The sequence below is a fragment of the Pseudomonas sp. Mn2068 genome, from assembly GCF_049319725.1.
GTDB classification, from domain to species: Bacteria; Pseudomonadota; Gammaproteobacteria; order Pseudomonadales; family Pseudomonadaceae; genus Aquipseudomonas; species Aquipseudomonas gingeri.
The window spans coordinates 164,217-176,748 of the sequence record NZ_JBMOUG010000013.1 but is presented as its reverse complement, the minus strand read 5'-3'; the positions used below and the strand labels follow the sequence as shown (position 1 = coordinate 176,748).

Sequence of the window (12,532 nt, the reverse complement as noted above, 5' to 3'; positions counted from 1 at the left end):
GTAGGGCCCGAAGGCCCGACGGCTCAGGAAAGCCGAACACCCGGCGTCAGTGTCGCCGGAACCGTCAGGCTCGGTGTTTCCAGCGACGCCACCGGGTACGCGCAATAATCCGCCGCGTAGTAGGCGCTGGCGCGATGGTTACCCGAGGCCCCTACCCCACCGAATGGCGCGCTGCTCGCGGCACCGGTCAATTGCTTGTTCCAGTTGACGATCCCGGCACGGCTTTGCAACCAGAACTGCTGGTAGCGCGCCTCGGAATCCGACAGCAGGCCAGCCGCGAGGCCGAACTGGGTATTGTTGGCCTCGGCAATCGCCGCGTCGAAATCGGCGTAGCGGATCACCTGCAGCAACGGCCCGAAGAATTCCTCGTCGACACGTTCACTCACCGCCGTCACATCGAGAATCCCCGGTGTCAGCAAGGCCGCGCCGGCCTGTGGTTGAGTCATCGGCAGCAGCGCCACGGCGCCGTTACCCAGCAGGTGCGCCTGCGCCTCCATCAGCGCCCGGGCCGCGCCCAGGGAAATCACCGAGCCCATGAACGGTGCCGGCTGCTGGTCGAACGCACCGACCTCGATGCCCGAACTGACTTCGACCAGGCGCGCCAGCAAGCGGTCGCCCCAGGCCCCTTCGGGTACTAGCAGGCGCCGGGCACAGGTGCAACGCTGGCCGGCCGAGATGAAGGCCGACTGGATAATGGTATAGACCGCAGCATCCAGGTCTTCGACCTGATCCACCACCAGCGGGTTGTTGCCGCCCATTTCCAGGGCCAGGATCTTGTCCGGACGCCCGGCGAACTGCTGGTGCAGGTGATTGCCGGTACGGCTCGAACCGGTGAAGAACAGGCCGTCGATCCCCGGATTCGCCGCCAGGGCGATACCGGTTTCGCGAGCACCTTGCAGCAGGTTCAGCACGCCCGCCGGCAGGCCGGCCTCGATCCAGCACTTGACCGTCAGTTCGGCGACTTTCGGAGTCAGCTCGCTCGGCTTGAACAGCACGCTGTTACCGGCCAGCAGCGCCGGCACGATATGGCCGTTGGGCAGATGACCGGGGAAGTTGTAGGGACCGAACACCGCCACCACGCCATGGGGCTTGTGGCGCAGTACCGCCGTGGCGTCGCCCAGCGGGCCGCTCTTCTCGCCGGTCCGCTCGCGATAGCTCTGGATCGAAATGGCGATCTTGTTGACCATGCTGGTCACTTCGGTCGCCGACTCCCACAGCGGCTTGCCGGTTTCCTCGCCGATGCACCGGGCCAGTTCGTCGGCATGACTTTTCAGGCTGGCGGCAAAGGCTTCGAGCACGACGATACGCTCATCCAGGCTGCGCCGGGCCCAGGCCGGGAATGCCTCGCGGGCGTTCTGCACGGCCTGTTCGACCTGTGCCGCGCTGGCGCCGTTGCCGGACCACAGCACCTGCTGGGTCACCGGGTTCAGCGACTCGAAGGCTTCGCCCTGGCCGGCGTGCCATTGGCCTGCGATGTAAAGCGTGCTCATTATTTCGACTCCCGGGAAGCAGACAACGGAACCGCGCGGACCTGGTCACCCGCACTCAATTGAAGACGTTTGGCGGTCAACGGATCGACCACCAGCGTGCCCGCCGCGAATCGCGCGGGAGCCGCGGTGATGCGGCAGTCTTCGCGCTTGCGGTTGTGGATCAGGAACGGCGTGGCGTCATCGCCTGGCGTACCGATGGCCAGCACCAGCGCCTGGCTGTCGCGTACCGCGCGGATCTTGCCGGTTTCGCACTCCACCGCCGGGCCAGCGTCGAAGATGTCGACATAGCCCTGGTAGCTGAAACCTTCGCTCTTGAGCATCGACAGGGCCGGCTCGGTATCGGTGTGCACCTTGCCGATCACCGCCCGGGCATCCTCGGAGAGGAAGCAGGTGTACAGCGGGAACTTCGGCATCAGTTCGGCAATGAAGGCCTTGTTGCCGACACCGGTCAGGTAGTCGGCCTGGCTGAACTCCATCTTGAAGAAGTGCCGCCCCAGGCTCTCCCAGAACGGCGAGCGCCCGGCTTCGTCGGACATGCCGCGCATCTCGGCGATGATCTTGTTGCCGAACAGTTGCGGGAACTCGGCGATAAACAGCATCCGCGCCTTGGCCAGCATCCGGCCATTCAGACCGCTGCGGTAGTCGGCGTGGAGGAACAGCGAGCACAGTTCGGAGTTGCCGGTCAGGTCGTTGGCCAGGAACAGCGTCGGGATCTCGCGGTAGATATTCAGTTCCTGGGAGGCACTGACCGTCAGGCCGACCCGGAAGTTGTACCAGGGCTCGCGCAGGCCCACGGCACCGGCAATCGCCGAAATGCCGACCACCCGGCCATTGTCGTCTTCGAGCACGAACAGGTAGTCCGCATCGGCACGCCCGGCATCGCCCCGGAAGGTTTTTTCCGCCCAGCCGACACGATGAGCCAGACGCTCTTCGTTGGCCGGCAAGGTGGTCAGGCCGGTGCCGGTGCTGCGGGCCAGGTCGATCAGAGCGGGTAAGTCGCTGCTGCGTACGGGACGAACGATCATGCTATCTCCTCAAACGGACGCCGACTGACGGCACCCGCGAAACTCGCTGTAAGGCTGCTTGCGATACCGGCCTCAAACCGCCACCAGGCGCACGCTGGCACCTTCGCCGACGCCCAGGGCTTCGGCCGCTTGCAGATCCAGGGTGACCGGCTTGCCCGGCGCGTAATCGAGCTCCAGCAGCACGGCGCGATAGTCCTGCAGCAATGCGTTGGACACCAGGTACTGGCGACCGCCGCCTCTGGTCTCGCCGATCTTCACCGGCACCACGCGGCTCTGGGCAATCGAACGGATCCCGGTGACCCGCGCATGCAAGGTCGGGCCGCCGTCGAAAATATCGATGTAGTGATCGGTCTCGAAACCCTCGCGCATCAGGATGTCGAAGGTGATCTGCGCACGCGGATGCACCTGGCCCATGGCTTCCTGGGCGGCGTCCGGCAACAGCGGCACGTAGATCGGATAATGCGGCATCAGTTCGGCGAGGAAGGTCCGGCTCTTCAAGCCGCACAGGCGCTCGGCCTCGGCGTAGTTCAGGTCGAAGAAGTTGCGGCCGATGGCGTCCCAGAACGGCGAGTCGCCATGCTCGTCGCTGTAGCCGACGATCTCGGTCACCACCGAATCGGCGAAGCGTTCTGGATGGCTGGCGACGAACAACAGGCGGCCACGGGAGTTGAGCTCCGACCAGGCCGAACCCACCAGTTCCGGCACCACATAGAAGCTGGTCAGCAAGCTGTTGCCGGTCAGGTCGTGGCACTGGGAAAGCACGTGGATCTTGTTGTGGATCTTCAGCTCGCGCGACGCATGGACAAAGGTCTCGTTGCGGAAGCTGTAGAACGGCTCCGAGTAACCGGCCGAGGCGACGATCGCCGAGCAGCCCACCAGCTTGCCGGTGTCGGTATCTTCGAGCACGAAGAAATAGCTTTCTTCACCGTTGAAACTGACTTCGGCGGCAAACGAGGCTTCGCTCGCGGCGATCTTGTCGCGCAGGCGGCCTTCGTCATCCGGCAGGGAAGTGACACCGATCGGGCTGTCGGCGGCCAGACGCCGTACCTCGTCCAGGTCAGCCATTTGCGCGGGGCGCATCACCAGCATGGTGTCACTCCTTACTGAAAAACAGATCGGCTGAATCGGCCGACACAGGGAAAAAAATGCCGGGCAGGCCCGGCACAGAAAAAATCTGCTCGTCGCCGACCCATGGGCCGACGACGGCGGTACTACGTTTCGCTCAAGCCTGTTTCGCTCAAGTCCGGCTCGCTCAAGCCTGGGTCAGCTTGGCTACCGCACGCTCGAAACGGTCCAGGCCTTCCTTGATGTCCGCGTCCTCGACCACCAGGCTCGGGGCGAAACGAATCACGTCCGGACCGGCTTGCAGGATCATCAGGTTTTCTTTCTCGGCCGCGTTGAACACGTCCTTGGCCTTGCCCTTCCAGGCATCGGCCAGCACGCAACCGAGCAACAGGCCCATGCCACGGACCTGGGTGAACAGGCCGTACTTGGCGCCGATCTGCTCCAGGCGGGTCTTGAAGGCATCGTGCTTGGCATTGACGCCGTTGAGCACTTCAGGAGTGTTGATCACGTCGATCACCGCATTGCCGACCGCGCACGCCAGCGGGTTGCCGCCGTAGGTGGTGCCGTGGGTGCCGACCACCAGGTGCTTGGCCAGCGCTTCGCTGGTGAGCATCGCGGCAATCGGGAAACCGCCGCCCAGGCTCTTGGCGCTGGTGAGGATGTCCGGAGTCACGCCGTAGTGCATATAGGCGAACAGCTTGCCGCTGCGCCCCATGCCGGTCTGCACTTCGTCGAACACCAGCAGCGCGTCGTGCTGGTCGCACAGCTCGCGGGCACCCTGCAGGTAGGCCTGTTCGGCCGGCAGTACGCCGCCCTCGCCTTGCACGGGTTCGAGCACCACGGCACAGGTCTTGTCCGAGATCGCCGCTTTCAGCGCGTCCAGGTCATTGAACGGCACATGGGTGATACCGGTGATTTTCGGACCGAAGCCGTCGGAGTATTTCGACTGGCCACCGACGTTCACGGTGAACAGGGTGCGGCCGTGAAAGCTGTTGAGCGCGGCGATGATTTCGTATTTTTCCGTACCGAAGCGATCGAATGCCACGCGACGGGCCAGCTTGAACGCGGCTTCATTGGCCTCGGCGCCGGAGTTGCAGAAGAACACGCGCTCGGCGAAGGTCGCGTCCACCAGCTTCTTGGCCAGGCGCAGGGCCGGTTCGTTGGTGAAGACGTTGGAGACATGCCACAGGTTGTTGGCCTGCTCGGTCAGGGCACCGACCAGCGCCGGATGGGCATGGCCCAGCACGTTGACCGCAATCCCGCCGGCGAAATCGACCAGCTCCCGGCCCGCCTGGTCCCAGACTCGGGAACCCGCGCCACGAACAGGGATAAAAGTCGCAGGTGCGTAGTTGGGAACCATTACCTGGTCGAAATCGGCGCGTTGCACCGGAGCTTGCTCAACGGACATCGGAGTCTCCTGAAGAGGAACGCCTGCCTGAAACTGGCGAGCGATGGGGGGGATTGTAAGGACAGATTTCAGTCCGGCCTTGTCGCCAAGCGACAACTTCTTATAGCGCCAAACCGGGTTTTGCCGGGGTTGTCGGCAATGCGACAAATAGCATCGCAAAGGCGCAGTTTAAACGGTGGGAGGCTTTTGATGCAGGGTCGGCGGGATGAGATTTTCGACTGACGACCGTCGCCGCGTGAATTCCTGTGAAATGTTGTGAATTCGAGTGGACAGCCCGCCGGGCCTGGACAGGGCGAACGATCATCGCAGCGCCACTTTGCCGTTCCTCACCCGGCCGACAAGCGGGCAGATACCCTCGCCCTCGGAGCCCGCGGCAAATGGCCTTTCGAGCCAAGGTTGCCAGTATTGCGCCAGCCACTCGGCCGCCCCGTCGAAACCTGTCGGCAGGTGCCTGGCCCGCCTGTTTACATGGCTTTTGGCCTGCAATTAGGCCGGGAAATATGTAACAAAATGTACACAAGTCTCGGGCTTCATGAGCAGGCCCCCGCTCAAGCGGCGGGTCGCCGACAGCGACCCGGTAACCCCGACCACACACTCGCTTCCCTTCAGCCAGCGCCGCCCGCGGCCAGGCCGGAGCAAGGCCGTGTGCCTGGAAAACGACCCTCAGGGAGGTTCTGCATGACCCCGATACGCACCGCTACCGACCCCGCCGACCGCAAGGTCGATGCCGCCCAGAACAAATTCGAGGTTGCGCTGTTCCAGGCCGGCAACCAGCCGGTCTTCGATCCGTCAAAGATCCGCGGCAACAACCTTCCAGTACCCTTCCAGGATGTCCAGCCACCCAAGGACGGCAGCATCACCTATACGCCACTGGGTAGCGACAAACCGGTGACGGTCAAGGAAAAGGATGACCCGACCCTGTACAAGCAGGTGCTGAACCAATACCAGTTGAACCAGAAGAGCGATGCCCATGAAGCCGGTATCGTCCAGAGCCAGAAGGACGGCTACGCGCTGGCCGACAGCAGCACCGTCGCCCCGGGCCTGGCGAACTACAAGGCGATCGGCGCCGCCGACGAGGTCGGGCCGGGGCTGATCCGCTACGAGACCTTCAGCGGCGAAAAGGTCGTGGTCAGCCAGAAAGACAACCCGACCCTGTTCGACCAGGTCAGCCAGGACCATGACAAGCTGATCGCGATCAACCAGAGCGAAGCCGAGGGCTATCGACTCGCCGGCCCCAACGAAACCTTCGACGCCATGCACCTGGTAGGAGCGCCTGAAGAAGTCGGCCCCGGCCTGATCCGCTACGAAACCGACTCGGGGCAGAAGATCATCGTCTCCAGGGACATGACCCCGGAGCTCTACAACCAGGCCGCCAACGAATACAAGGGCGTTACCGGTGCGCCCGGTGCCAGCGACAACAACTGGATCGACAAGTCCGGCTACGCCGCCGGCGCCAAGGACTGGGACAAGATCACCGGCAACACCGGCACCCAGCCGACCCAGGAAGAACTTGACCTGAACCGGCCCATCGCCGCCGCCGAAATGATCTCGGCCAACTGGAACGCCTGGGGCCTGCACGACACCCCCATCGACTTCGCCAACCCGCCGAGCAGCCTGCCGCCCGAAGCCCAGGCCGCGCTCAAGTATGTCGCCAGCAGCCCGTCGCTGATGGCCGCGCTGGACACCGGTGGCCGGGGCAAGGCCGACGCGGTGATCACCCACGCCGATGTCGACCGTTTTATCGGCAACGCCAAGGGCGATCTGTCCGCCGCGTCGAGTTCCTACTCGAAGTTCCTCGGCAACAACCCTGGCGACCTGGCCAAGGCCAACGCCAAGTCCGCCGCGATCCTGATGGCCAACAACTCGCTGGTCGCCAGCGCCGGTCCGAACATGACCACCGGCAGCAGCGACCAGCGCGAAAACAAGGGCGAGATCCACATCGACAACCTGACCGGCCTGGCCAGCGACCCGGGCCTGAGCTCGGAACTGACCGGCGCCGCCGATCTCTGGTCGCGCCCCGGCATGATGCGCTCGCTGGACCTGGGCGGTGACGACCCGGTGCTGTACCACGAAGACAAGGTCATCGTGCGCGACAACATCGGCGCCTGGCTGGAAAAGCAGGCACCCAAGACCGACTCCGACACCCTGACCTTCCTCGACGGTGCCGCCGTACGGGACGAAGTGGCCGATGTCGACACCTCCAAGCTGACCGCCGACGTACTGCAACACCCGGAAAACTACGACGGCAAGACCAAGGCCGCGGTCCTCGTCCAGCTGACCGACACCCAGACCCGCCTGGCCCTCAGCGACTACAAGGACAACGACACCGGCCTGCTCGACAAGTACACCTCGCCCAACAAAGGCCTCAACCCCAACGAGGACAAGATCAAGGGCCAGGTACAGGACGCGATCCGCACCCTGATGGCCGACAAGGACGTCCAGGGTTTCCTGCAGAACAACCGGGGCCCGGCGCTGCAGGACATCGTCAACAGCGACCCGGAACTGAAGATCGCCCTGCAGTCCTACAAGGCCAACCAGCTGGACACCGGCAACGTCCTCAACACCGACCTCAACGCCAAGGGCCCGGACGGCAAGCCGCTGCCACCCGGCGTCGCCCTGCAGAACGCGGCCAACGACATCACCATCGCCAACCTCGCGCTGGGCGGCAACGGTGACGTGGACCTGCATGCCATCGCGGAAAAGTCCGGGCAGATGGACAATCTCTACAACACCTACAAGAACGACTTCGTCTCGGGCCAGGCGTTCAAGGACATGGTGGCCAGCGGCATGGACCCGGTAGAGGCGGCCAGCAGCTTCGCCGCCAGCGCCTCGGCCTTCCAGGCCTTCCTCGGCCCCAACGCCACCTCGGGCGACGCCGCGACCCTGCAGGTCAACTTCAACGAAGCGCTGTCCGACGCCCTGGTCAACAGTGCCGACAGCAACAGCCTCAACATCACCCTGGGCGATGCCAACGGTAACTTCGACGAAGCCAAGGTCACGGCCGCCCTGAACGCCGCCGCCGAGGCCGACCCGCAACTGTTCACCGCGTCCGACGGCACCAAGATCGACCCGTCGCAAGTGGTGGGCATGCTGCGCTCGGTGTGGGACAGCGGCCGCCAGAACGACAAGATCATCGACGCCCTGCCCAAGGCCATCGACGGCTTGAAACTGGGCAATGTCACCGACGCCTACAAGCAGGGCCTGCTGCATATCGGCAGCGCCATCCTCGCCGGCGGCGTGCTGATCGCCCGCTCCGCCACCGGCAGCAACACCCCCATCGCCGACGCCAGTCGCGTTTCGGCGGGCCTGCAATTCGCCGGTCTGTTGATGGAGGGTGGCACCAAGTACGCCAAGGAGTTCGGCTTTGGCACCAGTTGGGTCATCGACAAGAACGTCGGTGAAGGCATCGGTGCCTTCCCGACCCGCGAACTGACCGGCAAGGGTCCGTTGAGCGCCGACGCCATCGCCAAGCTGGGCAACGTCGGCAAGCTGGTCGGTGGCGCCGGCAGCTTTATCGGTGGTGTGCTGGGCATCATGGGCGGTATCCAGGGCATCACCCACGGCGAGCCCGTGAGCGGCGCCTTCGGCCTGGCCGGCGGCATCCTCGGCACCGGCGCCGCCACCGCCAGCCTGATCGAAGGCGGCGCCGGCCTGTTCGGCCTCAGCGACATCGCCGCCGTCGCCGGCTCCATCAGCGGTGTACTCGGTCTCGCCGGCGCGATCCTCGGCGGCATCGGCAGTGCCTTCATCCCCTTCGCCCTGGCCGATGCCCGCGGCAAGGAGCAAGACAAGTTCTATGGCGAACTGGTGCCGATCCTCAAGCAGTACGGCCTGACCGGCGGACCGGAACAGCCCGGCGACTATCCGGAGGATCCGATCCCGGCAATCAACACCTGACACCACGAAAGTCCGAGCGGTCGCCCTCCGTGGCGACCGCTCCCCCGTCCCCACTGCTCACGTAAAAAGGTAACACCATGAATTCCAGCGATATCGTTCACATTCCGGCACAGGGTGCCGTGTACACGACAGACAGCCTGGAGCATGAAATCCATTTCGGGCCCTTCAAGCTGGTGCCCTGGCAACAGGCACTGTTCAGGGATGGCCAACGCGTCACGCTCGGCAGCCGGGCCATGCAACTGCTGATCTGCCTGGCATCGCGTGCCGGCGAGCTACTGGAAAAGAAACAATTGATGGCACTGGTCTGGCCCAAGGCGATTGTCGAGGAATGCAACCTGCGCACGCAGATCCGCACCTTGCGCCTGGCCCTGGAGGAAGATGAACAGGCCCCGCATATCGTCACCGTGGCGGGACGCGGCTATCGCTTCGTCACCCCGACCACCCTGCGCCCGGCCGCGCGGACCATCGCCGTCCAGCCCAAGCCGGACTATGCCGCCAGCTTCCTGCCACGGGCCATCGCCCAGTATCAGGTCAACGTCAACCTGAGCCTGGCCTATTCAGGCACGCGCGCGCGGGACGACCTGTACCGGGAAAGACCGACGATGTTCTAGTCGCGAGGGACGCTCAACCGCGCTCGGAAGGGACCGAGGACAGTTCGAACGGGCTGCTGCTGCGTCGCTGGTTGCGATCTTCCCGCGGCGTGGCGCCGAAGAAGTTGCGGTAGGCACTGGAGAAATGCGGCCCCGAGGAGAAACCGCAGGACAGGCCGATCTGGATGATCGACTTGCTGGTCTGCATCAGCATCTGCCGGGCCTTGTTCAGGCGCAGCTCCAGGTAGTACTGGCTGGGCACCCGGTTGAGATACTGCTTGAAGATCCGCTCCAGTTGCCGACGGGAGACACAGACATGCTGGGCGATCTCGTCGGTGGTCAGCGGCTCTTCGATATTGGCTTCCATCAGCAACACCGCCTGGGTCAGCTTCGGATGGCTGGAACCCAGGCGATTCTGCAACGGAATGCGCTGGCGCTCGCCGCCTTCGCGGATGCGTTCGACCACCAGTTCCTCGGATACCGCACCAGCCAGTTCGGCGCCATGGTCGCGGGCCAGGACCGCCAGCAGCAGATCCAGCACCGACATCCCGCCACAGGCCGTCAGGCGATCGCGATCCCAGTCGAACAGATGACTGGTGGCAATCACCTTGGGGAAACGCTCGGCGAAATCATCCTGCCAGCGCCAGTGCACGGCGGCACGATAACCATCGAGCAAACCCAGTTGGGCCAACGGATAGACACCGGCGGACAAACCACCGATCACACAACCGGCGCGCACCAGTTGCTTGAGGGCACTGCTGAGTGCCGGCGCCAACACCGTCGGTGGTTCATCGGCCAGCAGGAACAGTTTCTGACAACCTTCGAGCCTGCCGGCCCAAGGCTCGCCCGGCAGCTGCCAGGCGCCCGGCAACGCGGCGTCGGCGGGCGCCTCGGCCTGCAGGAACGACAGCTCGTAGACCACCTCCGGATGCACACGCTGGGCGACACGCAAGGCCTCCTCGGCCAGCGCCAGCGTCAAGGCTTTAGTGCTGGGCCAAATCAGGAAACCAATTCGATGGGCAGTCATGGCGTGCAATCCGAAAACAGAACAGAGTGAAAAGCCGAGGGCAGCCAACTCAAAGTAGACCACACCGCGCACGGCGCGCAGCATGACCTATTTTGGTGCGCAACGGCAGCATAAAAAGCGACGACTATTTCAGGCTGCCCGACAGGAATTGCTGCAGACGCTCGGATTGCGGGTTGACCAGCACTTCGCGGGGATTGCCACGCTCTTCCACCACGCCCTTGTGCAGGAACACCAGCTGGTTGGAGACTTCACGGGCAAAGCCCATTTCGTGGGTCACCACGACCATGGTCCGACCTTCCTGGGCCAGGGCCTGCATCACTTTCAATACATCGCCGACCAGTTCCGGATCGAGGGCCGAGGTCGGCTCGTCGAACAGCATGACCTCCGGTTCCATCGCCAGGGCCCGGGCAATCGCCACGCGCTGCTGCTCGCCACCGGACATATGGCCCGGATAGGCATCCTTGCGATGGGCCACGCCGACCTTGTTCAGGTAGTGCTCGGCCTTTTCCAGCGCTTCTTTCTTCGATACGCCCAGGACATGCACGGGGGCTTCGATAATGTTTTCCAGCGCGGTCATGTGCGACCACAGGTTGAAGTGCTGGAACACCATCGACAGCCGCGAGCGCATGCGCTGCAACTGTTTCGGGTCGGCGGCCTTCATCGCGCCGTCCTTGTTCGCCACCAGCTTCAGCTCTTCATTGTTGAGCAGGATCCGCCCGGCGTGGGGCTGTTCCAACAGGTTGATGCAGCGCAGGAAGGTACTTTTGCCGGAGCCACTGGAGCCGATGATGCTGATCACATCACCCGCCTGGGCGGCCAGGGACACACCCTTGAGCACTTCGTGACTGCCATAGCGTTTATGCAGGTCTTGGACTTCAAGCTTGTACATGCGGTCGGTTCTCACAAAAACAGTCAGGTCAGTCGCTGAGCAGGCGCCCGTGGCGAAGAGGCTCGCGCCCCGCCACCTTGGCCAGCCAGATCGCGGGTTGGGCGTAACGCAGCCGTTCTACGGCATACAACACACCGGCTGTGCCGGCACACACGGTGCTGACCCGGTCGGATAAAGGATCGATCACTTCAAACAGCGGCTCGCCGGGCTCGACCCAACTGCCCACCGGGCACAGATAGCTGACCACGCCGGCATGGGGCGCGTAGAGCAACTCGGTGCCTTCGAAGGGCATGGCTTCACAGGCTTCATGTTGCGGCGCCGGCCACTCGCCGCCGATCAGGCCCTGCCCGGCGAGGAACGCGAGGATGCCTTCGGCGTGCGCCTCGGCCTCGGGCCGGCCGGTATCGGCCTGGCCGCCCAGTTCGATGGTGGTGGACATGCCCGCCAGCGGAATCGACGCCTGCGGGAACTGCCGCGACAACTGCAACCAGGGCAGCGAACAGGCCTCATCGAAGGAAGTACCGCCCGACTCTTCCGCCAGCAACGCCACTTTCACATCCAGGTACGCCGCCAGGGAGCGCCACTGCGGCCAGTGTTGCGGCAACGCATACATGTGCAGCGCCGCCTCGCAATCGCAGTGCAGGTCCAGCACCACGTCGGCATCGCAGGCATGGCCGAGCAAGATCCGCTGCATCCCCTGCAACGGGCTGTTCGCCGGCGGCAAGGCCGCCAGCACATCGCGCATGGCCTGGCGGATCAACTGGACATTGGCATGGGGATCGTCCCCCAGCCTGTCGCCCACCAGGGCCGCGACCGGCTCGGCCAGCGCCACGAAGTCTCGGTTGAAATTCTTGCCGCTGGCGTATTCGAAACGGCCCTGGTGATTGCCTTGCAGCAACTGCCCCAGACCAATCGGATTGGCCACCGGGACCAGTTCGATGACCCCCTTCAGGGCCCCCCGGGCTTCCAGTTCGAGCAGGCGCTTCTTCAGCTCCCAGGCGGTGCGCATGCCCGGCAGTTCGTCGGCGTGCAGGCTGGCCTGGATATAGGCCTTGCGCTCGCCGCTGCCGAAACGGAATACCGACAGCTGGCGCTCGGTGCCCAGGCTGCCCCAGGGCAGGGAATGATCGATACGTTCCAT

At 64.2% G+C, this 12,532-nt stretch carries 9 protein-coding genes; 2 read left to right on the top strand and 7 right to left on the bottom strand.

The window, feature by feature from the left end; translation table 11 throughout:
* Positions 1-23 precede the first annotated feature (23 nt).
* The 4 genes from astD to ACL9RJ_RS25225 all read right to left on the bottom strand — a co-directional run bounded on the left by astD (position 24) and on the right by ACL9RJ_RS25225 (position 4,988).
* Positions 24-1,493, bottom strand: a complete 1,470-nt coding sequence (gene astD / locus ACL9RJ_RS25240; protein ID WP_177083859.1) for a succinylglutamate-semialdehyde dehydrogenase — start codon at positions 1,491-1,493, stop codon at positions 24-26.
* Positions 1,490-2,515, bottom strand: coding sequence for an arginine N-succinyltransferase (astA, locus tag ACL9RJ_RS25235; RefSeq protein WP_017126133.1), 1,026 nt, complete (start codon positions 2,513-2,515; stop codon positions 1,490-1,492). Before astA ends, astD begins: the two co-directional genes overlap by 4 nt.
* Positions 2,516-2,587: 72 nt before the next feature.
* Positions 2,588-3,604 carry an arginine/ornithine succinyltransferase subunit alpha gene (gene aruF / locus ACL9RJ_RS25230; protein ID WP_017126134.1) on the bottom strand — a complete coding sequence of 339 codons (1,017 nt, stop codon included), beginning with the start codon at positions 3,602-3,604 and terminating at the stop codon, positions 2,588-2,590.
* A 163-nt stretch (positions 3,605-3,767) separates the two neighbouring features.
* Positions 3,768-4,988, bottom strand: coding sequence for an aspartate aminotransferase family protein (locus tag ACL9RJ_RS25225; protein WP_017126135.1), 1,221 nt, complete (start codon positions 4,986-4,988; stop codon positions 3,768-3,770).
* 678 nt (positions 4,989-5,666) lie between these two features.
* Here ACL9RJ_RS25225 and ACL9RJ_RS25220 point away from each other — a divergent pair.
* Both ACL9RJ_RS25220 and ACL9RJ_RS25215 read left to right on the top strand, forming a co-directional pair.
* Positions 5,667-8,885 (top strand): type III effector HrpK domain-containing protein, encoded by a 3,219-nt coding sequence (locus ACL9RJ_RS25220; protein ID WP_017126136.1) that lies wholly within the window; start codon positions 5,667-5,669, stop codon positions 8,883-8,885.
* Between the two features lie 77 nt (positions 8,886-8,962).
* Positions 8,963-9,496, top strand: a complete 534-nt coding sequence (locus ACL9RJ_RS25215; RefSeq protein WP_177083843.1) for a winged helix-turn-helix domain-containing protein — start codon at positions 8,963-8,965, stop codon at positions 9,494-9,496.
* Positions 9,497-9,509: 13 nt separating this feature from the next.
* On the opposite strand, the gene argR is transcribed toward ACL9RJ_RS25215, so the two are convergent.
* The 3 genes from argR to ACL9RJ_RS25200 all read right to left on the bottom strand — a co-directional run bounded on the left by argR (position 9,510) and on the right by ACL9RJ_RS25200 (position 12,532).
* Positions 9,510-10,502, bottom strand: coding sequence for a transcriptional regulator ArgR (gene argR / locus ACL9RJ_RS25210; protein ID WP_042935372.1), 993 nt, complete (start codon positions 10,500-10,502; stop codon positions 9,510-9,512).
* Positions 10,503-10,626: 124 nt separating this feature from the next.
* Positions 10,627-11,391, bottom strand: a complete 765-nt coding sequence (locus ACL9RJ_RS25205; RefSeq protein WP_103032974.1) for an ABC transporter ATP-binding protein — start codon at positions 11,389-11,391, stop codon at positions 10,627-10,629.
* 28 nt (positions 11,392-11,419) lie between these two features.
* Positions 11,420-12,532, bottom strand: a complete 1,113-nt coding sequence (locus ACL9RJ_RS25200) for a succinylglutamate desuccinylase/aspartoacylase family protein (RefSeq protein WP_177119858.1) — start codon at positions 12,530-12,532, stop codon at positions 11,420-11,422.

Coding starts and splice junctions, on each gene's coding strand:
- astA (WP_017126133.1), bottom strand. CDS start 2,515: ATGATCGTTCGTCCCGTACGCAGCAGCGACTTACCCGCTCTGATCGAC.
- aruF (WP_017126134.1), bottom strand. CDS start 3,604: ATGCTGGTGATGCGCCCCGCGCAAATGGCTGACCTGGACGAGGTACGG.
- ACL9RJ_RS25225 (WP_017126135.1), bottom strand. CDS start 4,988: ATGTCCGTTGAGCAAGCTCCGGTGCAACGCGCCGATTTCGACCAGGTA.
- ACL9RJ_RS25220 (WP_017126136.1), top strand. CDS start 5,667: ATGACCCCGATACGCACCGCTACCGACCCCGCCGACCGCAAGGTCGAT.
- ACL9RJ_RS25215 (WP_177083843.1), top strand. CDS start 8,963: ATGAATTCCAGCGATATCGTTCACATTCCGGCACAGGGTGCCGTGTAC.
- argR (WP_042935372.1), bottom strand. CDS start 10,502: ATGACTGCCCATCGAATTGGTTTCCTGATTTGGCCCAGCACTAAAGCC.
- ACL9RJ_RS25205 (WP_103032974.1), bottom strand. CDS start 11,391: ATGTACAAGCTTGAAGTCCAAGACCTGCATAAACGCTATGGCAGTCAC.
- ACL9RJ_RS25200 (WP_177119858.1), bottom strand. CDS start 12,532: ATGGAACGTATCGATCATTCCCTGCCCTGGGGCAGCCTGGGCACCGAG.